General features: G+C 63.5%; 25 protein-coding genes. 21 read left to right on the forward strand and 4 right to left on the reverse strand.

Annotation, left to right across the window (positions count from 1 at the left end):
* Positions 1-73: 73 nt before the first annotated feature.
* The 4 genes from gyrB to dnaA are packed head-to-tail and all read right to left on the reverse strand — an operon-like array spanning position 74 to position 6,239.
* Positions 74-2,491, reverse strand: coding sequence for a DNA topoisomerase (ATP-hydrolyzing) subunit B (gene gyrB, locus EA796_RS17865; RefSeq protein ID WP_122109581.1), 2,418 nt, complete (start codon positions 2,489-2,491; stop codon positions 74-76).
* A gap of 4 nt (positions 2,492-2,495) precedes the next feature.
* Positions 2,496-3,599: a DNA replication/repair protein RecF gene (gene recF, locus EA796_RS17870; protein WP_122109582.1), complete on the reverse strand. Its 1,104-nt coding sequence runs from the start codon at positions 3,597-3,599 to the stop codon at positions 2,496-2,498.
* A 13-nt stretch (positions 3,600-3,612) separates the two neighbouring features.
* Positions 3,613-4,716, reverse strand: a complete 1,104-nt coding sequence (dnaN, locus tag EA796_RS17875; RefSeq protein ID WP_021445375.1) for a DNA polymerase III subunit beta — start codon at positions 4,714-4,716, stop codon at positions 3,613-3,615.
* A 32-nt stretch (positions 4,717-4,748) separates the two neighbouring features.
* Positions 4,749-6,239, reverse strand: coding sequence for a chromosomal replication initiator protein DnaA (gene dnaA, locus EA796_RS17880; protein ID WP_122109583.1), 1,491 nt, complete (start codon positions 6,237-6,239; stop codon positions 4,749-4,751).
* Between the two features lie 518 nt (positions 6,240-6,757).
* Between dnaA and rpmH the strand changes: the two genes are divergently transcribed.
* The 21 genes from rpmH (at position 6,758) to EA796_RS17985 (ending at position 25,930) form a co-directional block, all read left to right on the forward strand.
* Positions 6,758-6,892: a 50S ribosomal protein L34 gene (rpmH, locus tag EA796_RS17885; RefSeq protein ID WP_003246698.1), complete on the forward strand. Its 135-nt coding sequence runs from the start codon at positions 6,758-6,760 to the stop codon at positions 6,890-6,892.
* Positions 6,893-6,905: 13 nt separating this feature from the next.
* Positions 6,906-7,310, forward strand: coding sequence for a ribonuclease P protein component (rnpA, locus tag EA796_RS17890; RefSeq protein ID WP_082457793.1), 405 nt, complete (start codon positions 6,906-6,908; stop codon positions 7,308-7,310).
* Positions 7,303-7,548: a membrane protein insertion efficiency factor YidD gene (yidD, locus tag EA796_RS17895; protein ID WP_013717990.1), complete on the forward strand. Its 246-nt coding sequence runs from the start codon at positions 7,303-7,305 to the stop codon at positions 7,546-7,548. The genes rnpA and yidD overlap by 8 nt, the downstream gene beginning before the upstream one ends.
* Before the next feature lie 2 nt (positions 7,549-7,550).
* Complete coding sequence (gene yidC / locus EA796_RS17900; RefSeq protein ID WP_122109585.1) at positions 7,551-9,293, forward strand: membrane protein insertase YidC; 1,743 nt, start codon at positions 7,551-7,553, stop codon at positions 9,291-9,293.
* A 135-nt stretch (positions 9,294-9,428) separates the two neighbouring features.
* Positions 9,429-10,796: a tRNA uridine-5-carboxymethylaminomethyl(34) synthesis GTPase MnmE gene (mnmE, locus tag EA796_RS17905; protein WP_122109586.1), complete on the forward strand. Its 1,368-nt coding sequence runs from the start codon at positions 9,429-9,431 to the stop codon at positions 10,794-10,796.
* Positions 10,797-11,440: 644 nt separating this feature from the next.
* Positions 11,441-13,333 carry a tRNA uridine-5-carboxymethylaminomethyl(34) synthesis enzyme MnmG gene (gene mnmG, locus EA796_RS17910; protein ID WP_122109587.1) on the forward strand — a complete coding sequence of 631 codons (1,893 nt, stop codon included), beginning with the start codon at positions 11,441-11,443 and terminating at the stop codon, positions 13,331-13,333.
* Positions 13,330-13,977, forward strand: coding sequence for a 16S rRNA (guanine(527)-N(7))-methyltransferase RsmG (rsmG, locus tag EA796_RS17915; RefSeq protein ID WP_122109588.1), 648 nt, complete (start codon positions 13,330-13,332; stop codon positions 13,975-13,977). The genes mnmG and rsmG overlap by 4 nt, the downstream gene beginning before the upstream one ends.
* 11 nt (positions 13,978-13,988) lie before the next feature.
* Positions 13,989-14,777, forward strand: coding sequence for a ParA family protein (locus EA796_RS17920; protein WP_021442432.1), 789 nt, complete (start codon positions 13,989-13,991; stop codon positions 14,775-14,777).
* Positions 14,778-14,788: 11 nt separating this feature from the next.
* A complete protein-coding gene (locus EA796_RS17925; protein WP_021442431.1) occupies positions 14,789-15,658 on the forward strand; it encodes a ParB/RepB/Spo0J family partition protein in 870 nt (289 codons plus the stop codon).
* 159 nt (positions 15,659-15,817) lie between these two features.
* Complete coding sequence (locus tag EA796_RS17930; RefSeq protein WP_031302725.1) at positions 15,818-16,222, forward strand: F0F1 ATP synthase subunit I; 405 nt, start codon at positions 15,818-15,820, stop codon at positions 16,220-16,222.
* A 17-nt stretch (positions 16,223-16,239) separates the two neighbouring features.
* Positions 16,240-17,106: a F0F1 ATP synthase subunit A gene (atpB, locus tag EA796_RS17935; RefSeq protein WP_122109589.1), complete on the forward strand. Its 867-nt coding sequence runs from the start codon at positions 16,240-16,242 to the stop codon at positions 17,104-17,106.
* Between the two features lie 148 nt (positions 17,107-17,254).
* Positions 17,255-17,512 (forward strand): F0F1 ATP synthase subunit C, encoded by a 258-nt coding sequence (atpE, locus tag EA796_RS17940; protein ID WP_003097235.1) that lies wholly within the window; start codon positions 17,255-17,257, stop codon positions 17,510-17,512.
* 56 nt (positions 17,513-17,568) lie between these two features.
* The gene (locus EA796_RS17945) at positions 17,569-18,039 is read left to right on the forward strand and encodes a F0F1 ATP synthase subunit B (protein ID WP_021442428.1); all 471 of its coding nucleotides are present in this window, start codon (positions 17,569-17,571) and stop codon (positions 18,037-18,039) included.
* A 14-nt stretch (positions 18,040-18,053) separates the two neighbouring features.
* The gene (locus tag EA796_RS17950; RefSeq protein WP_021442427.1) at positions 18,054-18,590 is read left to right on the forward strand and encodes a F0F1 ATP synthase subunit delta; all 537 of its coding nucleotides are present in this window, start codon (positions 18,054-18,056) and stop codon (positions 18,588-18,590) included.
* Positions 18,591-18,611: 21 nt separating this feature from the next.
* The gene (gene atpA, locus EA796_RS17955) at positions 18,612-20,156 is read left to right on the forward strand and encodes a F0F1 ATP synthase subunit alpha (RefSeq protein ID WP_021442426.1); all 1,545 of its coding nucleotides are present in this window, start codon (positions 18,612-18,614) and stop codon (positions 20,154-20,156) included.
* A 50-nt stretch (positions 20,157-20,206) separates the two neighbouring features.
* Positions 20,207-21,067, forward strand: coding sequence for a F0F1 ATP synthase subunit gamma (gene atpG / locus EA796_RS17960; protein ID WP_021442425.1), 861 nt, complete (start codon positions 20,207-20,209; stop codon positions 21,065-21,067).
* A 30-nt stretch (positions 21,068-21,097) separates the two neighbouring features.
* Positions 21,098-22,474 carry a F0F1 ATP synthase subunit beta gene (atpD, locus tag EA796_RS17965; protein WP_021442424.1) on the forward strand — a complete coding sequence of 459 codons (1,377 nt, stop codon included), beginning with the start codon at positions 21,098-21,100 and terminating at the stop codon, positions 22,472-22,474.
* A gap of 76 nt (positions 22,475-22,550) precedes the next feature.
* Complete coding sequence (locus tag EA796_RS17970; protein ID WP_031302723.1) at positions 22,551-22,976, forward strand: F0F1 ATP synthase subunit epsilon; 426 nt, start codon at positions 22,551-22,553, stop codon at positions 22,974-22,976.
* A 152-nt stretch (positions 22,977-23,128) separates the two neighbouring features.
* Positions 23,129-24,490, forward strand: a complete 1,362-nt coding sequence (gene glmU, locus EA796_RS17975) for a bifunctional UDP-N-acetylglucosamine diphosphorylase/glucosamine-1-phosphate N-acetyltransferase GlmU (protein ID WP_122109590.1) — start codon at positions 23,129-23,131, stop codon at positions 24,488-24,490.
* A 14-nt stretch (positions 24,491-24,504) separates the two neighbouring features.
* Positions 24,505-25,014, forward strand: a complete 510-nt coding sequence (locus EA796_RS17980) for a M23 family metallopeptidase (protein WP_122109591.1) — start codon at positions 24,505-24,507, stop codon at positions 25,012-25,014.
* 145 nt (positions 25,015-25,159) lie between these two features.
* On the forward strand, positions 25,160-25,930 hold the full coding sequence (locus tag EA796_RS17985; protein ID WP_122109592.1) for a DeoR/GlpR family DNA-binding transcription regulator: 771 nt from the start codon (positions 25,160-25,162) through the stop codon (positions 25,928-25,930).
* Position 25,931 lies beyond the last annotated feature (1 nt).

Here is a 25,931-nt window from a genome sequence, read left to right on the forward strand (position 1 = left end):
CCCGGCTGTTTTCAGCCGGGGCTTTCTGTTTACGACGCGGCCAATCATCTGCTTGGCCTGATCTTGCTGCCGATCAGAAGTCCAGGTTGGACACCGCCAGGGCGTTGGACTCGATGAAGTCGCGGCGCGGCTCCACGGCATCGCCCATCAGGGTGTTGAAGATCTGGTCGGCGGCGATGGCGTCCTCGATGGTTACCTTGAGCATGCGGCGCACTTCCGGGTCCATGGTGGTTTCCCACAGCTGCTCCGGGTTCATCTCGCCGAGCCCCTTGTAGCGCTGGATGCTGTGGCGCTTGGTGCTCTCGCTCATCAGCCATTCCAGGCCTTCCTTGAAGCTGGTCACCGGCTTCTTGCGCTCGCCGCGCTGTACGTAGGCGCCGTCTTCCAGCAGGTTGTTGAGCTGCTCGCCGAGCGCGGTCACCGTGCGGTAGTCGTTGCTGGCGAAGAAGTCGCGGTTGAAGGTGATGTAGCTGGAGACGCCGTGGGAGATCAGCTCCACCTCGGGCAGCCACAGGTGGCGCTCGCGGTCTTCGCGCAGGCTGGTCTTGTACACCAGACCGGACTTCTCCATGACCTTCAGGCGAGCATCGAGCAGGCCCAGCCAGGCCTGCATGGCACCCTGGTCGGCCAGTTGCTCGACGCTGACGCGCGGCAGGTAGACGAAGTGCTCGGTAAGCTCGATCGGATACAGACGCGACAGGCGATTGAGGGTCTTCATCACCCCACGGTACTCGCCCACCAGCTTCTCCAGCGCCTCGCCGGCCAGGCCTGGGGCGCCTTCGTTGACGTGCAGGCTGGCGTCTTCCAGGGCCGACTGGGTCATGTATTCGTCCATGGCCTCGTCGTCCTTGATGTACTGCTCCTGCTTGCCCTTCTTCACCTTGTACAGCGGCGGCTGGGCGATGTAGATGTAGCCGCGTTCGATCAGCTCCGGCAGCTGGCGGAAGAAGAAGGTCAGCAGCAGGGTGCGGATGTGCGAGCCGTCGACGTCGGCGTCGGTCATGATGATGATGTTGTGGTAACGCAGCTTGTCGATGTTGTACTCCTCGCGCCCGATACCGCAGCCGAGGGCGGTGATCAGGGTGCCGACTTCCTGGGAGGAGAGCATCTTGTCGAAGCGGGCTTTTTCCACGTTGAGGATCTTGCCCTTGAGCGGCAGGATCGCCTGGGTCCTGCGGTTGCGGCCCTGCTTGGCAGAACCGCCCGCGGAGTCACCCTCCACTATGTAGAGTTCGGACAGCGCCGGGTCCTTTTCCTGGCAGTCGGCCAGCTTGCCGGGCAGCCCGGCAATATCCAGCGCGCCCTTGCGGCGGGTCATCTCGCGGGCCTTGCGCGCGGCTTCGCGGGCGCGGGCAGCGTCGATCATCTTGCCGACCACGGCCTTGGCTTCGTTGGGGTTTTCCAGCAGGAAGTCGGCGAAGTACTTGCCCATTTCCTGTTCGACCGCGGTCTTCACTTCGCTGGAGACCAGCTTGTCCTTGGTCTGCGAGCTGAATTTCGGGTCCGGCACCTTGACCGAGATGATCGCGGTCAAGCCTTCGCGGGCATCGTCACCGGTGGTGCTGACCTTGAACTTCTTGGCCAGGCCTTCCTGCTCGATATAGGTGTTGAGGTTACGCGTCAGCGCCGAGCGGAAGCCGGCGAGGTGGGTGCCGCCGTCGCGCTGGGGAATGTTATTGGTGAAGCACAACAGGTTCTCGTTGAAGCTGTCGTTCCACTGCAGGGCCACTTCCACGCCGACGCCATCGTCGCGCTGCACGTTGAAGTGGAACACCTGGTTGACCGTGGTCTTGTTGTGGTTGAGGTACTCGACGAAGGCGCGCAGACCGCCCTCGTACTTGAACAGTTCTTCCTTGCCGCTGCGTTCGTCCTTGAGCAGGATACCGACGCCGGAGTTGAGGAAGGACAGTTCGCGCAGGCGCTTGGCCAGGATGTCCCAGCTAAAGTGGATGTTGTGGAAGGTTTCTTCCGAGGGCTTGAAATGAATCTGCGTGCCGGTGCCTTCGGTGTCACCAACGGCGGCCAGCGGCGCCTGGGGCACGCCATGCACGTAGGTCTGTTCCCAGATCTTGCCGCCGCGGCGGATGGTCAGCACCAGTTCCTTGGACAGCGCGTTGACCACCGAAACACCCACGCCATGCAGACCGCCGGAAACCTTGTAGCTGTTGTCGTCGAACTTACCGCCGGCGTGCAGCACGGTCATGATCACTTCGGCGGCGGAAACACCTTCTTCCTTGTGGATATCCACCGGAATGCCGCGGCCGTTGTCGCGCACGCTGATCGACTCATCCGGATGGATGGTGATGACGATCTCGCTGCAATGCCCGGCCAGGGCCTCGTCGATGGAGTTGTCGACCACCTCGAACACCATGTGGTGCAGACCGCTGCCATCGTCGGTATCGCCGATGTACATGCCAGGCCGCTTGCGTACGGCATCCAGGCCCTTGAGGACCTTAATGTTATTGGAGTCGTACGTTTGGTTGTCGCTCATGCCTTCACTCCCGGTGGTCGTGGGTCTGGGTGATACGGCCATGTTCCACGTGGAACATGGCAACCGGCGTATCCGTTTGCCAGCCGTCCCTCAACAATTCATGGTCTACACAGGTGATGAACACCTGGCAGTGCAAATCTTCCAGCAACCGGCACAATGCCAACCGGTGCTGCTCATCCAGTTCCGACGGCAGGTCGTCGACCAGATAGATACATTGGCCGCGCTTGGCCTCGTTGACCAAGTGGCCCTGGGCGATGCGCAACGCGCACACCACCAATTTCTGTTGCCCCCGCGAAAGGATCTCCGCCGCGTTATGCCCGGCCAGCCGCAAGCGCAGATCGGCGCGCTGGGGGCCTGCCTGGGTATGCCCGAGTTGCTGGTCACGGAGGAGGGAGGCGGCGAGCACGTCGCTCAGCTCACGATCCTTGTCCCAGCCGCGGTAGTAGCTCAGGGTCAGCCCTTCGAGCTGCAGCAGCTCTGCCAGGGTACGCTCGAATACCGGTTTCAGTGCCTGGATATAGGCCCGTCTGTAGGTGTCGATCTCCGCGCTGGCAGTGCACAGTTCGCGGTCCCACGCGGCCTGCGAAGCGCCGTCAAGTGTACCATGGCGCAGCCACGAGTTCCGCTGCCGCAGGGCCTTCTGCAGGCGCTGCCAAGCGCCGAGGAACCGATGTTCCACGTGGAACACGCCCCAATCGAGGAACTGCCGGCGAATCTTCGGCGCCCCCTCGAGCAGACGAAAACTGTCCGGGTTGATCAGCTGCAACGGCAGCAGATCGGCCAGCTGCGCTGCGCTGCGCGCATTCTGTCCATCCACGCGAATCTGCAGCTCGCCCTGGCGGTCGCGGGAAATACCCAGGTTGCTGCTGCCGCATTCAGCCAACTGCACCTGACCGAACACGGTACAGGCCGGTTGTTCGTAATGGATCACCGGCTGCAGACGGGAGCTGCGAAAGGAGCGGGCCAGGCCGAGCAGATGGATGGCTTCCAGCAGACTGGTCTTGCCGCTGCCGTTGGCGCCGTGAAGGATGTTGATGCGGGGGGAGGGGGAGAGGGTCACCGGGTGCAGGTTGCGCACCGCGGTGACCGTTACGCGGGTCAGCGACATCTAGCGGCTTCGGTCACAGGCGCATCGGCATGACGACGTAGGCGGAATCGTCGTTGTCGGCTTCCTGCAGCAGGGCGCTGCTGTTGGAGTCGGAGAGGATCAGGCGCACCTGCTCGGTGCCCATCACGCCCAGCACGTCGAGCAGGTAGCTGACGTTGAAGCCGATCTCCAGGCTGGCGCCGTTGTAGTCGACGACGATCTCTTCCTCGGCCTCTTCCTGCTCCGGGTTGTTGGCCTGGATCTTCAGCAGACCGGCGGCCAGGGTCAGGCGGATGCCGCGGTACTTCTCGTTGGACAGGATCGCGGTGCGGCTGAAGGCTTCACGCAGGCCCTGACGATCGGCCAGCACCAGCTTGTCGCCGCCACGCGGCAGCACGCGCTCGTAATCAGGGAACTTGCCGTCGACCAGCTTGGAGGTGAAGGTGAACTCGCCGGTGTTGGCGCGAATGTGGTGCTGACCGAGGACGATGCTGACTTCGGCGTCCTGCTCGGTGAGCAGGCGGGCCAGCTCGAGAATACCTTTGCGCGGCACTATCACCTGGTGCTTGCCGTCCTGCTGGATGGCCGCCTCCATCGAGCACATGGCCAGGCGGTGACCGTCGGTGGCCACCGCGCGCAGCAGGCCGCTCTGCACTTCCAGCAGCATGCCGTTGAGGTAGTAACGCACGTCCTGTTGGGCCATGGCGAAGCTGGTGCGCTCGATCAGGCGACGCAGCTTGGCTTGCGGCAGGTTGAAGGTCAGCGAGCCCGGACCTTCCTCGACGGTGGGAAAGTCGTTGGCCGGCAGGGTGGACAGGCTGAAGCGGCTGCGCCCGGCCTTGACCAGCAGCTTCTGCTCGTCGACGCGGATGTCGATCAGCGCGTCGGACGGCAGGCTCTTGCAGATGTCCATCAGCTTGCGCGCCGGCACGGTGATCTCGCCTGGTTCGGCGGCCTCTTCCAGGGTGACACGGCCGACCAGTTCGACTTCCAGATCGGTACCGGTGAGCGACAGCTGCTGGCCTTCAACCACCAGCAGGACGTTGGACAACACCGGCAGGGTCTGGCGGCGTTCCACGACGCCGGCGACCAGTTGCAGGGGTTTCAACAGGGCTTCGCGTTGAATGGTGAAATGCATGGTCTAGTCCCTTGCCTCGTGGAGCTGCGGTATCAGGTAGTCAGGGTGCGCAGCAGGTTCTTGTAGTCCTCGCGGATGTCCGCGTCGGATCCCCTAAGTTCAGCAATCTTACGGCATGCGTGCAACACCGTGGTGTGATCGCGGCCGCCGAAGGCCACGCCGATTTCCGGCAGGCTGTGGTTGGTCAGTTCCTTCGACAACGCCATGGCCACCTGGCGCGGCCGGGCGATGGAGCGCGAGCGGCGCTTGGAGAGCAGATCGGTGATCTTGATCTTGTAGTACTCGGCGGTGGTGCGCTGGATATTGTCGATGCTCACCAGCTTGTCCTGCAGGGCCAGCAGGTCCTTGAGCGATTCGCGAATCAGCTCGATGGTGATGTCGCGGCCCATGAAGTGCGAGTGAGCGATCACCCGTTTCAGCGCACCTTCCAGCTCGCGCACGTTGGAGCGGATGCGCTGGGCAATGAAGAACGCCGCGTCGTGCGGCAGTTCGACCTTGGCCTGGTCGGCCTTCTTCATCAGGATCGCCACGCGGGTTTCCAGCTCCGGCGGCTCCACCGCCACGGTCAGGCCCCAGCCGAAGCGCGACTTCAGGCGTTCTTCCAGGCCCTCGATCTCCTTAGGGTAGCGGTCGCTGGTAAGGATCACCTGCTGGCCGCCTTCGAGCAGGGCGTTGAAGGTGTGGAAGAACTCCTCCTGGGAGCGCTCCTTCTTGGCGAAGAACTGGATATCGTCGATCAGCAGCGCGTCCACCGAACGGTAGAAGCGCTTGAACTCGTTGATCGCATTGAGCTGCAGCGCCTTGACCATGTCGGCGACGAAGCGCTCGGAATGCAGGTAGACCACCTTGGCGTTGGGGTTCTTCGCCAGCAGGTGGTTGCCCACCGCGTGCATCAGGTGGGTCTTGCCCAGGCCGACGCCGCCATAGAGGAACAGCGGGTTATAGCCGTGCTTGGGGTTGTCCGCCACCTGCCAGGCCGCGGCGCGAGCCAACTGGTTGGACTTGCCCTCGACGAAGTTGTCGAAGGTGAAGGTACGATTGAGGTAACTGGTGTGCTTGAGACCACCTTCAACCTGCACGGTGCGTTCTGTGCGCGGCGCCACCGCCGGAGTCGGCGCCTGCGGGGCAGCCCCGGCCATGGAGTCGAAGCTGGCGCGCGAAGGTTCCTCCTGCGCGGGCGGCGCCGGCGGTTTGCTCGCCGCCGCGGCCGCCTGCACCTGGGCCGCGCGGGCGGCGGCTGGCAGTGGTGCGTTCGGCGCCACCCGCGCCGCGGCAGTGCGTTTGCTGCCTATTAATAGAGAGAGCGCCGGCACCAGGCCGTTGGCACGCTCGCCGAGCAGCTCGAGCAGGCGACTCAGGTACTTCTCGTTGACCCAGTCGAGCACGAAGCGGTTGGGCGCATAGACGCGCAACTCGTCGCCTTCGGCTTCGACCTGCAGAGGACGGATCCAGGTGTTGAATTGCTGGGCCGGCAACTCGTCGCGCAGAAGCTCGACGCACTGCTGCCATAGTTCCACTGACACTGACTATCCCCTTTCCAGGCGGCGATGCAAAAAACAGCCGTCATTGTAGCCGCCCAAGGCGGAGTTATCCACACGGCGCAGAGCAGATGGCCAAGTAAAATCAAAGCCTTATTGGCATTCATCAGGCTTATCAGGGCCATGTCCAAGCTTGTGGATAAGGCCCCGTGAAGTCGTTGCAAAAGCCAGGGGACAGGACAGCGGATAACCTGCCTGTGGGTAACCCGGCAGATTGCCCCCAGCCTGTGCGCAGGGAGCACACAGGCCCGGCACCGTTTCCTGACAACCTTATCATCCCGGCAAGGCCACGGATGGCGGGCGCTGCGGGCAGTTCTCCACAGAAGGAAGCCGGCCTAATCATTATCAACATAGAAAAAGAGCTTTAAACCTTTCCTTCTTTCTATTCCTATTTGGCGAAAAGGCTGGTTGGAAATTGACCTGCCGCGCGGCTTTCTCTAGAATTGCCGGTCTCTTTAAACCAGGGTCATTCCGACCCTAGTCGATCACCCAGGTAACGCACCATGAAACGCACTTTCCAACCCAGCACCATCAAGCGCGCTCGTACCCACGGTTTCCGTGCCCGCATGGCCACCAAGAACGGCCGTGCCGTCCTGTCGCGTCGTCGCGCCAAGGGCCGCAAGCGTCTGACTGTCTAATTCATCCAGACAGGTGGTGAGTCGAGGCTTCGGCCGGGAAAAGCGTCTGCTGACCCCCCGGCAATTCAAGGCAGTCTTCGACTCCCCAAGCGGCAAAGCTCCGGGCAAAAGTGTCCTGCTGCTAGCGCGCGACAACCAGCTCGATCATCCCCGCCTGGGTCTGGTGATCGGCAAGAAGAGCGTCAAGCTCGCCGTCGAGCGCAACCGCATCAAGCGTCAAATCCGCGAGTCCTTCCGCCTGAACCAGGACGACCTGGTCGGCTGGGACATAGTGGTGGTCGCCCGTAAGGGCCTCGGCGATCTGGAGAATGGCGAACTCGCTCAGCAGTTCGGCAAGCTCTGGAGACGCCTGGCCCGTAGCCGGCCCAGTCGCGACGCACATGCCTCCCCCGGGACAAGCGACAATCCCCATGCGTAAAGCGGCCCTAGCCTGTATCCAGGTGTATCGCTACGCCATCAGCCCGCTGATGGCCAGTCATTGTCGCTTCTATCCCAGCTGTTCCTGCTATGCCTACGAAGCCATCGAGCAACATGGCTTCCTGCGTGGCGGCTGGCTGGCGGCTCGCCGGCTCGGTCGCTGCCACCCCTGGAATGCCGGCGGCTTCGACCCGGTGCCTCCCGTGAAAACCTCCCGTTCCCCTTCGATGGCCGAATAATCATGGATATCCAACGTTCGATCCTGATCGTCGCCCTGGCAGTCGTGTCCTACCTCATGGTCCTGCAATGGAACGAGGACTACGGCCAGGCCGCCCTGCCGGCCGAGGTACAGTCCTCGACCGCCGCGACGCCCGCCCTGCCGGACACTCCGGCCAATGCCGCAACCGCCGGCGACGACATCCCCACTGCCGTGGCCGAACCCAGCGCCGCTGCCGTTGCGCCGACTGCCGCCGCCAGCGACGAGCTGATCCGCGTAAAGACCGACGTGCTGGATCTGGCCATCGATCCGCGCGGTGGCGATATCGTGCAGCTGCGCCTGCCACAGTACCCGCGCCGTCAGGATCGCCCGGACGTGCCCTTCCAGCTGTTCGACAATGGCGGCGAACGCACCTACCTGGCGCAGAGCGGCCTGATCGGCCAGAACGCCCCGGACAAGTCCAGCGGTCGCGCCCTGTGGTCGAGCGAGAAAACCAGCTACGCGATGGCCGACGGCCAGGACAGCCTGGTGGTCGACCTGACCTACAGCGAGAACGGCGTCAACTACATCAAGCGCTACAGCTTCAAACGCGGCCTCAACCCGCAGTGCTCGGCGCGTGAGCAGCAGCTGAAGAAACCCGGTTGCGTGGACCCCTCCGCCTATCAGGTCGACGTGCGTTACCTGATCGACAACCAAAGCGATCAGGCCTGGAGCGGCAACCTGTTCGCCCAGCTCAAGCGCGACAGCAGCGGCGATCCGTCCTCCACCACCGCCACCGGTACCGCCACCTACCTGGGCGCGGCGCTGTGGACCAGCGAGGAGCCGTACAAGAAGGTGTCGATGAAGGACATCGACAAGCAGCCCTTCAAGGAAACCGTGCAGGGCGGCTGGGTCGCCTGGCTGCAGCACTACTTCGTCACCGCCTGGGTGCCGAGCAAGGACAGTACTAACCTGGTGCAGACGCGCAAGGACAGCCAGGGCAACTACATCGTCGGCTTCACCGGCCCGGCCGTGCAGGTCGCCGCCGGCAGCCAGGGCGAGACCGGCGCCATCCTCTATGCCGGCCCCAAGCTGCAGGAGCACCTGGGTACCCTGTCCCCAGGCCTGGAGCTGACCGTCGACTACGGCTTCCTGTGGTTCCTCGCCCAGCCGATCTTCTGGCTGCTGGAAGTGATCCACGGCCTGCTGGGTAACTGGGGCTGGTCGATCATTGTGCTGACCATCATCATCAAGCTGATCTTCTTCCCGCTGTCGGCAGCCAGCTACCGCTCCATGGCCCGCATGCGCGCCGTGTCGCCCAAGCTGCAGGCGCTGAAGGAGCAGTTCGGCGACGATCGCCAGAAGATGTCCCAGGCGATGATGGAGCTGTACAAGAAGGAGAAGATCAACCCGCTGGGCGGCTGCCTGCCGATCCTGGTGCAGATGCCGGTGTTCCTCGCCCTCTACTGGGTGCTGCTGGAATCCGTGGAGATGCGTCAGGCCCCGTGGCTGCTGTGGATCACCGACCTGTCGATCAAGGATCCGTTCTTCATCCTGCCGATCATCATGGGCGCCACCATGTTCATCCAGCAGCAGCTCAACCCGACGCCCCCGGACCCCATGCAGGCGCGCGTGCTGAAGCTGATGCCGATCATCTTCACCTTCTTCTTCCTGTGGTTCCCTGCAGGTCTGGTGCTGTACTGGGTGGTCAACAACATCCTGTCCATCGCCCAGCAGTGGTACATCACCCGCAAGATCGAAGCAGCAGCGAAGATAGCTAGCGCCTGATTGGCCAAGGCTTCCCAGTTGCAAGCAGACGCCCCATGATTGGGGCGTTTTGCTGTCCACCCTATCTGTAGGAGCGAGGGGCGCCCAGTCCTCCGCTCGCGAACCCTGGCCCCGGCCAATCACCGAGTAAATGCCATGCCCCTTGCCCGAGACACCATCGCCGCCGTCGCCACCGCCCAGGGTCGCGGCGGCGTCGGCATCGTGCGGGTGTCCGGACCGCTGGCCGGACAACTGGCCCAGGCCATCTGCCGACGCGAGCTGAAGCCGCGCTTCGCCCACCACGGCCCGTTCTTCGGCGAGCAACAGCTACCGCTGGACGAAGGCCTGGCCATCTACTTCCCCGGGCCGAACTCCTTCACCGGCGAAGACGTGCTTGAACTGCAGGGCCATGGCGGCCCGGTGGTGCTCGACCTGCTGCTGCGCCGCTGCCTGGAGTTGGGTGCCCGCCTGGCCCGCCCCGGCGAGTTCAGCGAGCGCGCCTTCCTCAACGACAAGCTCGACCTGGCCCAGGCCGAAGCCATCGCCGACCTGATCGAGGCCAGCTCCGAGCAGGCCGCACGCAATGCGCTGCGTTCGCTGCAGGGCGAGTTCTCCAAGCGGGTGCATGCGCTGACCGAATCCCTGATCCAGCTGCGCATCTACGTCGAGGCCGCCATCGATTTTCCCGAGGAGGAAATCGATTTCCTCGCCGATGGCCATGTGCTGAGCCAGCTCGACGGCGTGCGCGCAAACTTATCCACAGTGCTGCGCGAGGCCGGCCAGGGTGCCCTGCTGCGCGACGGCATGACCGTGGTCATCGCCGGCCGGCCCAATGCCGGCAAGTCCAGCCTGCTCAATGCCCTGGCCGGACGCGAGGCGGCCATCGTCACCGAGATCGCCGGCACCACCCGCGACGTGCTGCGCGAACATATCCATATCGACGGCATGCCGCTGCACGTGGTCGACACCGCCGGCCTGCGCGATACCGATGACCAGGTGGAACGCATCGGCGTGGAGCGCGCGCTCAAGGCCATCGGCGAGGCCGACCGGGTGCTGCTGGTGGTGGACTCCACCGCACCGGAAGCCGCCGATCCCTTCGCCCTGTGGCCGGAATTCCTCGAACAGCGCCCCGATCCGACGCGGGTCACCCTGATCCGCAACAAGGCCGATCTGTCCGGCGAGAGCGTGGCGCTGCAGACCTGCGCCGACGGCCACGTCACCCTCAGTCTGTCGGCCAAGTCGGCGGATGGCCTGGAGCTGCTGCGCGAGCACCTGAAGGCCTGCATGGGTTATCAACAGACCGCCGAGAGCGGTTTCAGTGCGCGGCGTCGGCATCTGGAAGCACTGCACCAGGCCGAGCAGCAACTCGAGCACGGCCGCAACCAGCTGACCCTGATGGGCGCCGGCGAACTGCTCGCCGAGGACCTGCGCCTGGCCCAGCAGGCCCTGGGCGAGATCACCGGTGCCTTCAGCTCGGACGATCTGCTGGGGCGCATCTTCTCCAGCTTCTGCATCGGTAAATAGCAAGGCGCCGCTGCCCTTCGTAGGAGCGGATTCATCCGCGGAAAGGGCGTCAAGCTTGCGAATAAAGGCCAGGGGCTCCCTTGGCTCCTGCCACTGCGCGCCTCGCGTTCATCCCTTGAACCTCGATCTCCCCCGGATTTCATCCGGGCTACGCGCGCTCGTCTGCAACCTGGGGAGCTGTTGCCGACTTATTCAGAGCCAAATTAAACCCTGTGGAAAACCTCCCCTGAGCCCTGCCCATAACCCGCTGACAAAGCTGGGCGTAAATCCCCCTGTGGGTAACCTGCCATTTCATCCACAGCGGATGACCAGCTTTCCCAGTGGAACCCTGCAGGAACGGCACAGCCTTATCATCGGCTGTACCGCAGCAATGGCAAGGGCTACAGCCTGTTATCCACAGAAAGGGCGTGCGCTATACATAAACATAAAGAACAAGCTTTATAAAAAATCTCTCTTTCTTTTCTTTATAAGCTCACAGCACTCAAAGCCATGCGGGACCGCTGAGAGGCGATAGGCATCTGCACCCAACCGGCTGCAATCGGACTGGCTATTTTTTGTGCAGAAGGCTTCATTCAAGAGGCCGAAGTCCCTATACTTGCCGCCTTTCTAAAAGACCCCCTTTCTCAACAGGCACGAGGTGCGTGGTGGATTTCCCTTCCCGTTTTGACGTGATCGTGATCGGCGGCGGTCATGCCGGTACCGAGGCAGCCCTGGCTGCCGCACGCATGGGCGTGAAGACCCTGCTGCTCACCCACAATGTCGAGACCCTTGGCCAGATGAGCTGCAACCCGGCCATCGGCGGGATCGGCAAGAGCCACCTGGTCAAGGAAATCGATGCCCTCGGCGGGGCCATGGCCACTGCTACCGACAAGGGCGGCATCCAGTTCCGCGTGCTCAACAGCCGCAAGGGCCCGGCGGTACGCGCCACCCGCGCCCAGGCCGACCGCGTGCTGTACAAGGCGGCGGTGCGCGAGATTCTGGAGAACCAGGCCAACCTGTGGATTTTTCAACAGGCGGCCGACGACCTGATTGTGGAAAACGCCCAGGTCAAAGGCGTGGTCACCCAGATGGGGCTCAGGTTCCACGCGGATTCCGTGGTGTTGACCACAGGCACCTTCCTCGGCGGACTTATCCACATCGGTCTGCAGAATTACTCCGGTGGCCGCGCCGGCGATCCGCCTTCCATCGCCTTGGCCCAGCGTCTGCGCGAGCTGCCGCTGCGCGTCGGTCGGCTGAAGACCGGCACGCCGCCGCGCATCGATGGCAGATCAGTAGATTTTTCGCTGATGACCGAGCAACCGGGCGACACCCCGACGCCGCTGATGTCCTTCCTCGGCAAGCGCGAGCAGCAGCCCAAGCAGATCAGCTGCTGGATCACCCACACCAACGCGCGTACCCACGAGATCATCGCCGCCAACCTCGACCGTTCGCCGATGTACTCGGGCGTGATCGAAGGCGTGGGCCCGCGCTACTGCCCGTCGATCGAGGACAAGATCCACCGCTTCGCCGACAAGGACAGCCACCAGGTGTTTATCGAGCCCGAGGGCCTGACCACCCACGAGCTGTATCCCAACGGCATCTCCACCTCGCTGCCGTTCGACGTGCAGCTGCAGATCGTGCGCAGCATCCGCGGCATGGAGAACGCCCATATCGTGCGTCCCGGCTACGCCATCGAATACGACTACTTCGATCCGCGCGATCTGAAGCACAGCCTGGAAACCAAGGTCATCGGCGGGCTTTTCTTCGCCGGCCAGATCAACGGCACCACCGGCTACGAAGAAGCCGGTGCTCAGGGCCTGCTGGCCGGCTGCAACGCCGCGCTGCGCGCCCAGGGCAAGGACGCCTGGTGCCCGCGTCGCGACGAGGCCTATATCGGCGTGCTGGTCGACGACCTGATCACCCTCGGCACCCAGGAGCCGTACCGCATGTTCACCTCGCGCGCCGAATACCGGCTGATCCTGCGCGAGGACAACGCCGACCTGCGCCTGACCGAGAAGGGCCGCGAGCTGGGCCTGGTGGACGACGAGCGCTGGGCGGCCTTCGAGGCCAAGCGCGAAGGCATCGTCCAGGAAGAGCAACGCCTGAAGAGCACCTGGGTGCGCCCGGGCACGCCGCAGGGCGATGCCATCGCCGCGCGCTTCGGCACGCCGCTGACCCACGAATACAACCTGCTCAACCTGCTGGCGCGTCCCGAGATCGACTACGCCACCCTGGCCGAGGTGACCGAGTCCCCGGCTGTGGATAACCAGGTGGCCGAGCAGGTCGAGATCAAGACCAAGTACGCCGGCTATATCGATCGTCAGCAGGACGAGATCGCCAAGCTGCGCGCCAGCGAGGACACCAAGCTGCCGCAGGACCTGGACTACGCCGCCATCTCCGGGCTGTCCAAGGAAATCCAGTTCAAGCTGGGCAACACCCGCCCGGCGACCCTCGGCCAGGCCTCGCGCATTCCCGGGGTCACTCCGGCGGCGATCTCCCTGCTGCTGATTCACCTGAAAAAGCGCAGCGCCGGGCAGAAGCTGGAGCACAGCGCCTGATGTCGGTCACTCAGCGTCACGCCGAAGAACTGCTGCAAGGCGCTCGCGAACTGGGCATCGAGCTCAGCGCCCGCCAGCAGGAACAGCTGCTCGCCTACCTGGGCCTGCTGATCAAGTGGAACAAAGCCTACAACCTCACCGCCGTGCGCGACCCCGACGAGATGGTGTCGCGCCACCTGCTCGACAGCCTGTCGGTGGTGCCCTTCGTCGCCGAGCTCGGCGACAACTGGCTGGACGTCGGCAGCGGCGGCGGCATGCCCGGCATTCCCTTGGCGATCCTGTTCCCCGAGCGGCGTTTCACCCTGCTCGACTCCAACGGCAAGAAGACTCGCTTCCTGATCCAGGTGAAGCTGGAGCTGAAACTCGCCAACCTCGAAGTTGTCCACAGCCGGGTCGAGGCGTTTCAGCCCGAGCGGCCGTTCGACGGCATCAGCTCGCGAGCCTTCAGCAGCCTGGCAGACTTCAGCACCTGGACCCGCCACCTCGGCAGCGCCGACACCCACTGGCTGGCGATGAAGGGCGTGCACCCGGACGACGAGCTGCAGGCGCTGCCGGCGGACTTCCGTCTCAGTGCCACCCACGTGCTGCGGGTTCCCGGTTGCCAAGGCCAGCGCCATCTGTTGATACTGCGTCGCTCGGTCTAAGGGGAAAGAAGATGGCCAAGGTATTCGCGATCGCCAACCAGAAAGGCGGGGTGGGCAAGACCACGACGTGCATCAACCTGGCCGCCTCGCTGGTGGCGACCAAGCGCCGGGTGCTGTTGATCGACCTCGACCCGCAGGGCAACGCGACCATGGGCAGCGGCGTCGACAAGCACGGCTTGGAGCACTCGATCTACGACGTGCTGATCGGCGAATGCGACCTCGGCCAGGCCATGCAGTTCTCCGAGCACGGCGGCTACCAGCTGCTGCCGGCCAACCGCGACCTCACCGCCGCGGAGGTCGCCCTGCTCGAGATGAAGATGAAGGAGAGCCGCCTGCGTTACGCCCTGGCGCCGATCCGCGAGAACTACGACTACGTCCTCATCGACTGCCCGCCGTCGCTGTCGATGCTGACCATCAACGCCCTGGTCGCCGCCGACGGCGTGATCATCCCCATGCAGTGCGAGTACTACGCGCTCGAGGGCCTCTCGGACCTGGTCAACAGCATCCAGCGCATCGCCCAGCTGCTCAATCCCAAGCTGCAGATCGAAGGCCTGCTGCGCACCATGTACGACCCGCGCATCAGCCTGACCAACGACGTCAGCGCCCAGCTCAAGGAACACTTCGGCGACAAGCTGTACGACGCGGTGATCCCGCGCAATGTGCGCCTGGCCGAGGCGCCGAGCTTCGGCATGCCGGCGCTGGTCTACGACAAACAATCCCGTGGCGCCATCGCCTACCTGGCGCTGGCCGGCGAACTGGTGCGCCGTCAGCGCTCCGCCGCGAAAACCGCTACCGCTTAAGGAACCCCCGCATGGCTGCGAAGAAACGAGGTCTGGGACGAGGCCTGGACGCCCTGCTCGGCGGCACCAGTGTCGCCGCCCTGCAGGAAGAGGCCGCCCAGGTCGACAATCGCGAACTGCAGTACGTGCCGCTGGAGCTGATCCAGCGCGGCAAGTACCAGCCGCGCCGCGACATGGACCAGACCGCTCTGGAAGAGCTGGCCGCCTCGATCCGCGCTCAGGGCGTGATGCAACCCATAGTCTTGCGCCCCATCGGCGGCGGTCGCTTCGAGATCGTCGCCGGCGAACGGCGCTGGCGGGCCAGCCAGCTGGCTGGCCAGGACAAGATCCCGGCCATGGTCCGCGAACTGCCGGACGAAGCCGCCATCGCCATGGCGCTGATCGAGAACATCCAGCGCGAAGACCTCAACCCGATCGAGGAAGCCGTGGCCCTGCAGCGCCTGCAGCAGGAGTTCGAGCTGACCCAGCAGCAGGTCGCCGATGCCGTCGGCAAGTCGCGCGTCACCATCACCAACCTGCTGCGCCTGATCGCCCTGCCGGAGGAGATCAAGACCCTGCTGTCGCACGGCGACCTGGAGATGGGCCATGCCCGCGCGTTGCTCGGTTTACCCCTGGAACAGCAGGTGGAAGCGGCGCGACACGTTGTCGCACGCGGCCTCACCGTTCGTCAGACCGAAGCCCTGGTGCGCCAGTGGCTGACAGCCAAGCCGGCACCGACCAAGGCCAAGGCCGATCCGGACATCAGTCGCCTCGAACAGCGCCTGGCGGAGCGTCTAGGCTCGCCTGTGCAGATAAAGCACGGCAGCAAGGGCAAGGGTCAGCTGGTGATCCGCTACAACTCCCTCGACGAATTGCAGGGCGTGCTCGCCCATATCCGCTGAAACAATTGGCCACATCTGGCCATGTAGCGCACGGTCGGAAATCACTACCCGGCAGTTGAATGGGGGGGATAGGCCCCCTATACTCTGCGCGCAATTTTGTTGGCACTTTTTATGCCAATTCATTGAGTTAAAGCGGTCGAGAGTCGAGGAACCCAGTTGATGGAACGCCGTATGCCGAAGCGCCGGCCCTTCCATCGTTTACCGGTGTTCCCGGTTCTGCTGGCACAGTTGATCGTGCTGCTGTTGGCCGCATTGGTGGCGTGGCAATCGCTGGGGAGCGTTGCCGGTTATTCGGCGTTGTTGGGCGGCATGATCGCCTGGTTGCCGAATCTGTATTTCGCCCATAAGGCGTTCCGCTTCAGCGGCGCGCGGGCGGCTAGAGAGATCGTCCGTTCGTTCTATGCGGGCGAAGCGGGAAAACTGATTCTGACGTTCGTGCTGTTCGCACTGACGTTTGCGGGCGTGAAACCCCTGGAGGCACCGGTTCTGTTCGGTGTCTACCTGCTGACCCTGCTGGTCAGCTGGTTCGCCCCGTTGCTGATAACAAAATTTTCACGACCTTAAAGCGTTCGAGGCAAATAATGGCAGCAGATACCGCTTCGGGTTACATCCAGCACCACCTGACGAACCTGACCTTCGGTCAGCATCCGGTGAATGGCTGGAGTTTCGCCCACACCGCAAAGGAAGCCCAGGAAATGGGTTTCTGGGCCTTCCACGTCGATACCCTGGCGGTGTCGGTGGTGCTCGGCCTGATCTTCATTCTTCTGTTCCGCCTGGCGGCGAGGAAAGCGACGTCCGGGCAACCGGGCGGCCTGCAGAACTTCGTCGAAGTGCTGGTGGAGTTCGTCGACGGCAGCGTCAAGGACACCTTCCACGGGCGTAACCCGCTGATCGCCCCGCTGGCCCTGACCATCTTCGTCTGGGTCTTCTTGATGAACTTCATGGACCTGATCCCGGTCGACTGGCTGCCGATGCTGGCCGCCACCATCGCCGGCGACCCTCACCTGTACTTCCGCGTGGTACCGACCACCGACCCGAACGCCACCCTGGGCCTGGCCCTGTCGGTGTTCGCCCTGATCCTGTTCTACAGCGTCAAGGTCAAGGGCATCGGCGGTTTCCTCGGCGAGCTGACCATGCACCCGTTCAGCTCGAACAACATCGCCATGAAGATCCTGCTGATCCCGGTGAACTTCCTGCTCGAGTTCGTCACCCTGATCGCCAAGCCGGTGTCCCTGGCCCTGCGTCTGTTCGGCAACCTGTATGCCGGCGAACTGATCTTCATCCTGATCGCCATCATGTACAGCGGCGGCCTGCTGCTCGGCGGTCTGGGCGGTGTGCTGCAGCTGGCCTGGGCCATCTTCCACATCCTGATCATCGTGCTGCAAGCGTTCATCTTCATGATGCTGACCATCGTCTACCTGTCGATGGCGCACGAAGATAACCACTAAGCCGTAACAAGTTCCGCGGCGTCGCCCCAGGCGGCGCCTGCCAGGACAAACCCCGCGGCCACGGCCTCGGGGCAGCTGTAAACAAACGATTTCGCTTTACCGCTTCAACAAAAACCTTAACCAATACGACTGTAAGTCGGGAGGAAAAATGGAAACTGTAGTTGGTTTGACCGCTATCGCCGTTGCACTGCTGATCGGCCTGGGTGCCCTGGGTACCGCCATCGGTTTCGGTCTGCTGGGTGGCAAGTTCCTGGAAGGCGCTGCGCGTCAGCCGGAAATGGTTCCGATGCTGCAAGTGAAAATGTTCATCGTCGCCGGTCTGCTCGACGCCGTGACCATGATCGGTGTTGGTATCGCACTGTTCTTCACCTTCGCGAACCCCTTCGTTGGTCAAATCGCAGGCTGATTCACTCGCTTCCGAGTGAATTGGTGTGACGGACAACGAACGAGCGAGGTGTTGGCGTGAACATTAATGCAACCCTGATTGGCCAGTCCGTTGCCTTCTTCATCTTCGTGCTGTTCTGCATGAAGTTCGTATGGCCTCCGGTCATTACGGCTCTGCAGGAACGCCAGAAGAAGATCGCAGACGGCTTGGACGCTGCCAACCGCGCGGCTCGTGATCTGGAGCTGGCCCACGAGAAAGTGGCCCAGCAACTGCGCGACGCCAAAGGTCAGGCTGCCGAAATCATCGAGCAGGCCAAGAAGCGCGCGGCGCAGATCGTCGACGAAGCCCGTGATCAGGCCCGTGGCGAAGCTGACCGTGTGAAGGCTCAGGCTCAGGCCGAGATCGAACAGGAAATCAACGGCATCAAAGACGCCCTGCGCGCCCAAGTGGGCAGCCTGGCGGTCAGCGGTGCAGAGAAGATCCTGGGCGCATCCATCGACCAAAGCGCGCATGCGGAGCTGGTTAACAAACTGGCAGCCGAAATTTAAGCGAGGGCGCGATCATGGCAGAACTGACCACGCTGGCCCGACCTTACGCTAAGGCTGCCTTCGAGCACGCCCAGGCCCACCAGCAACTGGCCAATTGGTCAGCCATGCTCGGCCTGGCTGCAGCGGTGTCGCTCGACGACACCATGCAGCGCGTGCTCAAGGCCCCGCGTCTGACGAGTACAGAAAAGGCCACCGCCTTCATCGAGGTGTGTGGCGACAAGTTCGACGCCCAGGCACAGAACTTCATCCATGTCGTCGCCGAGAACGACCGTCTGGCCCTGTTGCCGGACATCTTCGCCCAGTTCGAGCTGTACAAGGCCGAGCAGGAGAAGTCGATCGACGTGGATGTCACCAGTGCCTTCGCATTGAGCGATGAACAGCAAGACAAACTCGCCAAGGTTCTCAGTGCACGGCTCGGCCGAGAAGTGCGTCTGCACGCCGCGGAAGATGCCACCTTGATCGGTGGTGTACTGATCCGCGCCGGCGACCTGGTTATCGATGGCTCAGTTCGCGGCAAACTCGCGAAGCTGGCCGAAGCATTGAAATCTTGAGTTTGAAGGGGCAGCAGAGCTATGCAGCAACTCAATCCTTCCGAAATTAGTGAAATCATCAAGGGGCGCATCGAGAAACTCGACGTCGCCTCCCAAGCCCGCAACGAAGGCACCATCGTTTCCGTCTCCGACGGCATCGTGCGCATTCACGGTCTCGCCGACGTCATGTACGGCGAAATGATCGAGTTCCCGGGCGGCGTCTACGGTATGGCGCTGAACCTGGAGCAAGACTCCGTCGGCGCCGTCGTGCTGGGTGCTTACACCAGCCTGGCCGAAGGCATGAGCGCCAAGTGCACCGGCCGCATCCTGGAAGTCCCGGTTGGTCCGGAGCTGCTGGGCCGCGTGGTCGATGCCCTGGGCAACCCGATCGACGGCAAAGGCCCGATCAACGCTCAAGCCACCGACGCCGTCGAGAAAGTCGCTCCGGGCGTGATCTGGCGTAAGTCGGTCGACCAGCCGGTGCAGACCGGCTACAAGTCGGTCGACGCCATGATCCCGGTCGGCCGTGGCCAGCGCGAGCTGATCATCGGCGACCGTCAGATCGGCAAGACCGCCCTGGCCGTCGACGCCATCATCAACCAGAAGAACAGCGGCATCCGCTGCGTCTACGTGGCCATCGGTCAGAAGCAATCGACCATCGCCAACGTGGTGCGCAAGCTGGAAGAAGCCGGCGCCCTGGCCAACACCATCGTGGTGGCGGCTTCGGCTTCGGAATCGGCGGCCCTGCAGTTCCTCGCGCCGTACGCCGGCTGCACCATGGGCGAATACTTCCGCGACCGCGGTGAAGACGCCCTGATCGTGTACGACGACCTGTCCAAGCAGGCCGTGGCCTACCGTCAGATCTCCCTGCTGCTGCGCCGTCCGCCGGGCCGCGAAGCCTACCCGGGCGACGTGTTCTATCTCCACAGCCGTCTGCTGGAGCGCGCTTCCCGCGTTTCCGAAGAGTACGTCGAGAAGTTCACCAATGGCGCCGTGACTGGCAAGACCGGTTCGCTGACCGCTCTGCCGATCATCGAAACCCAGGCTGGCGACGTTTCCGCGTTCGTTCCGACCAACGTGATCTCCATCACCGACGGTCAGATCTTCCTGGAATCGGCCATGTTCAACTCGGGTATCCGTCCGGCGGTCAACGCCGGTATCTCGGTATCCCGTGTGGGTGGTGCCGCGCAGACCAAGATCATCAAGAAGCTCTCCGGTGGTATCCGTACCGCCCTGGCTCAGTACCGTGAACTGGCGGCCTTCGCCCAGTTCGCCTCTGACCTGGACGAAGCCACCCGCAAGCAGCTCGAGCACGGTCAGCGTGTCACCGAACTGATGAAGCAGAAGCAGTACGCGCCCATGTCGATCGCCGACATGTCCGTATCGCTGTACGCTGCCGAGCGCGGCTTCCTGACCGACGTGGAAGTGAACAAAGTTGGCGCCTTCGAAGCGGCCCTGCTGGGCTACTTCAATCGTGAGCTGGCCGATCTGATGGCCAAGATCAACGTGAAAGGTGACTTCAACGACGAAATCGACGCCGGCATCAAGGCTGGTATCGAGAAGTTCAAGGCCACCCAAACCTGGTAAGCCGCAGCGGGCGTCGCGAGACGCCCGCCTGCTAACCCGATAGGTGTCAAATGGCAGGCGCAAAAGAGATTCGCAGCAAGATTGCGAGCATCAAAAGCACGCAGAAGATCACCAGCGCCATGGAAAAGGTGGCGGTCAGCAAGATGCGCAAGGCACAACAGCGCATGGCAGCTAGCCGTCCCTACGCGGAGCGTATCCGCCAGGTGATTGGTCATCTGGCCAACGCCAACCCGGAGTACCGCCATCCCTTCATGGTCGAGCGCGAAGTAAAACGTGCCGGTTATGTGGTGGTGAGCAGTGACCGCGGTCTGTGCGGTGGTCTGAACACCAACCTGTTCAAGGCCCTGGTCAGGGACATGGCGAAAGATCGCGAGCAAGGCGTGGAGATCGATCTCTGCGTGATTGGCTCCAAGGGCGCGGCATTCTTCCGCAACTTTGGTGGCAATGTGGTTGCTGCGATCAGCCACCTCGGCGAGGAGCCGTCGATCAACGACCTGATCGGTAGCGTCAAGGTCATGCTCGATGCCTACCTCGAAGGGCGTATCGACCGTCTGTCCGTGGTCTCGAACAAGTTCATCAACACCATGACGCAGAAGCCGACGGTGGAACAGTTAATTCCGCTGGTGGCCGATCCGGATCAAGAGCTCAAGCATCACTGGGACTATCTGTACGAGCCCGATGCCAAGGAGCTGCTCGACGGTCTGATGGTTCGCTACGTCGAATCGCAGGTGTACCAGGCGGTGGTCGAGAACAACGCGGCCGAGCAGGCTGCGCGGATGATCGCGATGAAGAACGCCACCGACAACGCCGGTGAACTGATCAGCGATTTGCAGCTGATCTACAACAAGGCGCGTCAGGCAGCGATCACCCAAGAGATTTCGGAAATCGTCGGCGGCGCTGCCGCGGTTTAAGAACGGTTCAAATATTCAGAGGAACCAAAGATGAGTAGCGGACGTATCGTTCAAATCATCGGCGCCGTTATCGACGTGGAATTCCCGCGTGATCAGGTGCCAGCCGTATACGAGGCGCTGAAAGTAGTCGGCGCCGAAACCACCCTGGAAGTCCAGCAGCAGCTGGGCGACGGCGTGGTGCGTTCCATTGCGATGGGTTCGACCGAAGGCCTCAAGCGTGGCCTGGACGTCACCCGCACCCACAAGGCCATCTCGGTACCGGTCGGTAAAGCGACCCTGGGCCGAATTATGGACGTGCTGGGCAACCCGATCGACGAAGCCGGCCCGATTGGCGAAGAAGAGCAGTGGGAAATCCACCGCGCTGCGCCGAGCTATGCCGAGCAAGCCGGCGGCAACGAGCTGCTGGAAACCGGCATCAAGGTGATCGACCTGGTCTGCCCGTTCGCCAAGGGCGGTAAGGTCGGTCTGTTCGGTGGCGCCGGTGTGGGCAAGACCGTGAACATGATGGAACTGATCCGTAACATCGCCATCGAGCACAGCGGTTATTCCGTGTTCGCTGGTGTGGGCGAGCGTACCCGTGAGGGTAACGACTTCTACCACGAGATGAAGGACTCCAACGTTCTCGACAAGGTAGCCCTGGTCTACGGTCAGATGAACGAGCCGCCAGGCAACCGTCTGCGCGTGGCGCTGACCGGCCTGACCATGGCCGAGAAGTTCCGTGACGAGGGTCGCGACGTACTGCTGTTCGTCGACAACATCTACCGTTACACCCTGGCCGGTACCGAAGTATCCGCACTGCTCGGCCGTATGCCGTCGGCAGTAGGTTACCAGCCGACCCTGGCCGAAGAGATGGGCGTTCTGCAGGAGCGCATCACCTCCACCAAGAAAGGCTCGATCACCTCGATCCAGGCCGTCTACGTACCTGCGGACGACCTGACCGACCCGAGCCCGGCGACCACCTTCGCCCACTTGGACGCCACCGTCGTACTGTCCCGTGACATCGCTTCCCTGGGTATCTACCCGGCCGTTGACCCGCTGGACTCCACCAGCCGTCAGCTGGACCCGAACGTCATCGGCAACGAACACTACGAGACCGCTCGTGGCGTTCAGTACGTGCTGCAGCGTTACAAGGAACTGAAGGACATCATCGCCATCCTCGGTATGGACGAGCTGTCCGAGTCGGACAAGCAGCTGGTATCGCGCGCTCGTAAGATCCAGCGTTTCCTGTCCCAGCCGTTCTTCGTGGCCGAAGTCTTCACCGGTTCGCCGGGCAAGTACGTGTCCCTCAAGGACACCATCGCCGGCTTCAGCGGCATTCTCAAGGGCGACTACGACCACCTGCCGGAACAAGCGTTCTACATGGTTGGCGGCATCGAAGAAGCCATCGAGAAGGCGAAGAAACTGTAATCACCCTATGCGCCCGGCGACGGGCGCATCAGGTTGTGGATAAACTTGTCCACAGCCTGTCACGTGAGGCAAGCGTATGGCTATGACAGTCCATTGCGATATCGTCAGCGCGGAAGCGGAGATCTTCTCCGGCCTGGTCGAGATGGTGATTGCGCACGGCAACCTGGGTGATCTGGGTATCGCTCCGGGCCACGCGCCGCTGATCACCGACCTCAAGCCGGGTCCGATCCGCCTGATCAAGCAGGGCGGCGAAGCCGAGGTGTACTACATCTCCGGTGGCTTCCTCGAAGTGCAGCCGAACATGGTCAAGGTTCTCGCCGACACCGTGCAGCGTGCTGCCGATATCGACGAAGCCGCTGCCCAGGAGGCCCTCAAGGCCGCCGAGAAGGCCCTGCACCAGCAGGGCGCGGAATTCGACTACGGTTCCGCGGCTTCTCACCTGGCGGAGGTCGCGGCCCAGCTGCGTACCGTCCAGCAGCTGCGCAAGAAGTTCGGCGGCTAACGCCGGCGGCTTCAACCGCGTTGGGAGAAAGGGTAGCCTTGGCTACCCTTTTTCTTTGTCCGCCGTTTTTACCTTTGTCAGTCAGTAGCCCGGATGCAATCCGGGACGATCACCCCCGGACCTGATCCGGGCTACAGATAGGATCTGCTTCCATGTCGCTCGATATCGTTATCCTCGCCGCCGGTCAGGGCACGCGCATGCGTTCCGCCCTGCCCAAGGTCCTGCACCCGGTCGCCGGCCAGTCCATGCTCGGCCATGTGATCGCCACCGCCCGTCAGCTGCAGCCGCAAGGCATCCACGTGGTGATTGGCCATGGCGCCGAGCGGGTACGCGAGCGCCTGGCTGCCGACGACCTCAACTTCGTCCTGCAGGCCGAGCAGCTCGGCACCGGCCATGCCGTGGCCCAGGCGCTGCCGGCCTTGAGTGCCGAGCGCGTGCTGATCCTCTACGGCGACGTGCCGCTGATCGAAGCCGAGACCCTGCAGCGCCTGCTGGCCAAGGTGGCCGACGAGCAACTGGCCCTGCTCACCGTCGACCTGGTCGACCCCACCGGCTACGGCCGTATCGTCCGCGACGCGGCAGGCGTGGTCCAGGCCATAGTCGAGCACAAGGACGCCACCCCTGAGCAGCGGCAGATCTGCGAGGGCAACACCGGCATCCTCGCCGTGCCCGGCAAGCGCCTGGGCGACTGGCTCGGCCGCCTGTCCAACAGCAACGCCCAGGGCGAGTACTACCTCACCGACGTGATCGCCATGGCCGTGGCCGACGGCCTGCTGGTGGCCACCGAGCAGCCTCAGGACGCCATGGAAGTGCAGGGCGCCAACGACCGCATCCAGCTCGCCGAGCTGGAGCGTCACTACCAGCAGCGCGCCGCGCGGCGCTTGATGGCCCAGGGCGTGACCCTGCGCGACCCGGCACGTTTCGACCTGCGTGGCGAGGTGACGGTGGGCCGCGACGTGCTGATCGACGTCAACGTGATTCTCGAAGGCAGGGTGCTGATCGAGGATTTTGTGTCGATCGGCCCGAACTGCGTGATCAAGGACTCGACCCTGCGCAAGGGCGCCATCGTCAAGGCCAACAGCCACCTGGAAGGCGCCGAGCTGGGCGAGGGCGCCGACTGCGGTCCGTTCGCCCGCCTGCGCCCTGGCGCCAGACTGGGGGCCAGGGCCCATGTCGGCAACTTCGTCGAGCTGAAGAACGCGGTGCTCGGCGAGGGCGCCAAGGCCGGTCACCTGAGCTACCTGGGCGACGCCGAGATCGGCGCGCGGACCAATATCGGCGCCGGCACCATCACCTGCAACTACGACGGCGCCAACAAGTTCCGCACGGTGATGGGCGAGGACGTGTTTATCGGCTCCAACAGCGCGCTGGTAGCGCCGGTGACCCTCGGCGACCGCGCCACCACCGGTGCCGGCTCGACCATCACCGCCGACGTGCCGGCCGACACCCTGGCCGTCGGCCGCGCCAAGCAGCGCAATATCGAAGGCTGGAAGCGGCCGACCAAGAAGACCTGACGGAGCCGGCAAGGATGCCAGCAGGCAAACGCTGGATACTGCCCGGGCTGCTGCTGCTCTGGGCCTTGCTGCCGGAATGGCCGCGGATTCCGGTGGACGGCGCCAGCGCCCGGGACTGGAATCCGCAGACCTTCTGGTTCGAGCCCTGGGGACGCTCCGGCGTGCACAAGGGCATCGACATCTTCGCCAGGCTCGGCACGCCGGTGCGCTCCAGCAGCTACGGCCTGGTGCTGTTTCGCGGCGAGATCGAGCAGGGCGGCAAGGTGGTCGTCGCCCTGGGGCCGAAGTGGCGCATTCATTACTACGCCCACCTGTACAGCGTCGAGGTCTTTCCGGGCCAGCCGCTGCTGACCGGCAGCGTGCTGGGCTCGGTCGGCGACAGTGGCAACGCCCGCGGCAAACCGGCGCATCTGCACTACTCGATCGTCAGCCTGCTGCCGCTGCCCTGGCGCGCGGACGACTCGACCCAGGGCTGGAAGAAGATGTTCTACCTCGACCCCAACGCGATCCTGCCGGCTCGTTGAGCGAGCGGGCCGGGCAGGGCGCTGCCTCGTTCGGCGCCCCGGCGGACCAGTCCGCGACCTGCTCGCCCTACGTCGATTCGCGCTTGACTCGAAAGCTTCGTTAGGTTTTGATTCGCGCCATTATCTTTCGAATCGAAACTTACGCATGTCGAAGCGCAATACGCCGCAACGTCGCCACACCATTCTCGCCTTGCTCGCCGAGCAGGGCGAGGTGAGCGTGGACGCCCTGGCGCAGCACTTCGCCACCAGCGAAGTGACCATCCGCAAGGACCTCGCTGCGCTGGAGAAGAACGGCCTGCTGCTGCGCCGCTACGGCGGCGCGGTGCCGGTGCCGCAGGAGCTGATCGGCGAGCCGACGCAACCGCTTTCCCCGCACAAGCAGGCCATCGCCCGTGCCGGCGTGGCGCGCATCCGCGAGCACGCGCGAATCATCATCGACAGCGGCACCACCACCGCGGCGATGATCCCCCAGCTCGGCCACCGGCCCGGCCTGGTGGTGATGACCAACTCGCTGAATGTGGCCAACGCCCTGCGTGAGCTGGAACACGAGCCGGTGCTGCTGATGACCGGCGGCACCTGGGACCCGCACTCGGAGTCCTTCCAGGGCCAGGTGGCCGAGCAGGTGCTGCGTTCCTACGATTTCGACCAGTTGTTTATCGGCGCCGACGGCATCGACCTGGAGCGCGGCACCACCACCTTCAACGAGCTGCTCGGTCTGTCGCGGGTGATGGCCGAGGTCGCCCGCGAGGTCATCGTCATGGTCGAGAGCGACAAGATCGGCCGGCGTATCCCCAATCTCGAGCTGCCCTGGGGCAGCGTGCATACCCTGATCACCGATTCGCGCCTGGATGCCCAGGCGGCCGAACAAATACGCGCGCGCGGCATCCAGCTAATTCTCGCGCCGCTGGAAACTTGAG

The organism is Pseudomonas sp. AOB-7, assembly GCF_003696305.1.
Lineage (GTDB): Bacteria > Pseudomonadota > Gammaproteobacteria > Pseudomonadales > Pseudomonadaceae > Aquipseudomonas.

What these genes read in the sequence shown, in the direction of transcription:
- gyrB (WP_122109581.1), bottom strand. Translation starts at nt 2,491, where the DNA reads ATGAGCGACAACCAAACGTACGACTCCAATAACATTAAGGTCCTCAAG.
- recF (WP_122109582.1), bottom strand. Translation starts at nt 3,599, where the DNA reads ATGTCGCTGACCCGCGTAACGGTCACCGCGGTGCGCAACCTGCACCCG.
- dnaN (WP_021445375.1), bottom strand. Translation starts at nt 4,716, where the DNA reads ATGCATTTCACCATTCAACGCGAAGCCCTGTTGAAACCCCTGCAACTG.
- rpmH (WP_003246698.1), top strand. Translation starts at nt 6,758, where the DNA reads ATGAAACGCACTTTCCAACCCAGCACCATCAAGCGCGCTCGTACCCAC.
- yidD (WP_013717990.1), top strand. Translation starts at nt 7,303, where the DNA reads ATGCGTAAAGCGGCCCTAGCCTGTATCCAGGTGTATCGCTACGCCATC.
- yidC (WP_122109585.1), top strand. Translation starts at nt 7,551, where the DNA reads ATGGATATCCAACGTTCGATCCTGATCGTCGCCCTGGCAGTCGTGTCC.
- mnmE (WP_122109586.1), top strand. Translation starts at nt 9,429, where the DNA reads ATGCCCCTTGCCCGAGACACCATCGCCGCCGTCGCCACCGCCCAGGGT.
- EA796_RS17920 (WP_021442432.1), top strand. Translation starts at nt 13,989, where the DNA reads ATGGCCAAGGTATTCGCGATCGCCAACCAGAAAGGCGGGGTGGGCAAG.
- EA796_RS17925 (WP_021442431.1), top strand. Translation starts at nt 14,789, where the DNA reads ATGGCTGCGAAGAAACGAGGTCTGGGACGAGGCCTGGACGCCCTGCTC.
- EA796_RS17930 (WP_031302725.1), top strand. Translation starts at nt 15,818, where the DNA reads ATGGAACGCCGTATGCCGAAGCGCCGGCCCTTCCATCGTTTACCGGTG.
- atpB (WP_122109589.1), top strand. Translation starts at nt 16,240, where the DNA reads ATGGCAGCAGATACCGCTTCGGGTTACATCCAGCACCACCTGACGAAC.
- atpE (WP_003097235.1), top strand. Translation starts at nt 17,255, where the DNA reads ATGGAAACTGTAGTTGGTTTGACCGCTATCGCCGTTGCACTGCTGATC.
- EA796_RS17950 (WP_021442427.1), top strand. Translation starts at nt 18,054, where the DNA reads ATGGCAGAACTGACCACGCTGGCCCGACCTTACGCTAAGGCTGCCTTC.
- atpA (WP_021442426.1), top strand. Translation starts at nt 18,612, where the DNA reads ATGCAGCAACTCAATCCTTCCGAAATTAGTGAAATCATCAAGGGGCGC.
- atpG (WP_021442425.1), top strand. Translation starts at nt 20,207, where the DNA reads ATGGCAGGCGCAAAAGAGATTCGCAGCAAGATTGCGAGCATCAAAAGC.
- atpD (WP_021442424.1), top strand. Translation starts at nt 21,098, where the DNA reads ATGAGTAGCGGACGTATCGTTCAAATCATCGGCGCCGTTATCGACGTG.
- EA796_RS17970 (WP_031302723.1), top strand. Translation starts at nt 22,551, where the DNA reads ATGGCTATGACAGTCCATTGCGATATCGTCAGCGCGGAAGCGGAGATC.
- glmU (WP_122109590.1), top strand. Translation starts at nt 23,129, where the DNA reads ATGTCGCTCGATATCGTTATCCTCGCCGCCGGTCAGGGCACGCGCATG.
- EA796_RS17980 (WP_122109591.1), top strand. Translation starts at nt 24,505, where the DNA reads ATGCCAGCAGGCAAACGCTGGATACTGCCCGGGCTGCTGCTGCTCTGG.
- EA796_RS17985 (WP_122109592.1), top strand. Translation starts at nt 25,160, where the DNA reads ATGTCGAAGCGCAATACGCCGCAACGTCGCCACACCATTCTCGCCTTG.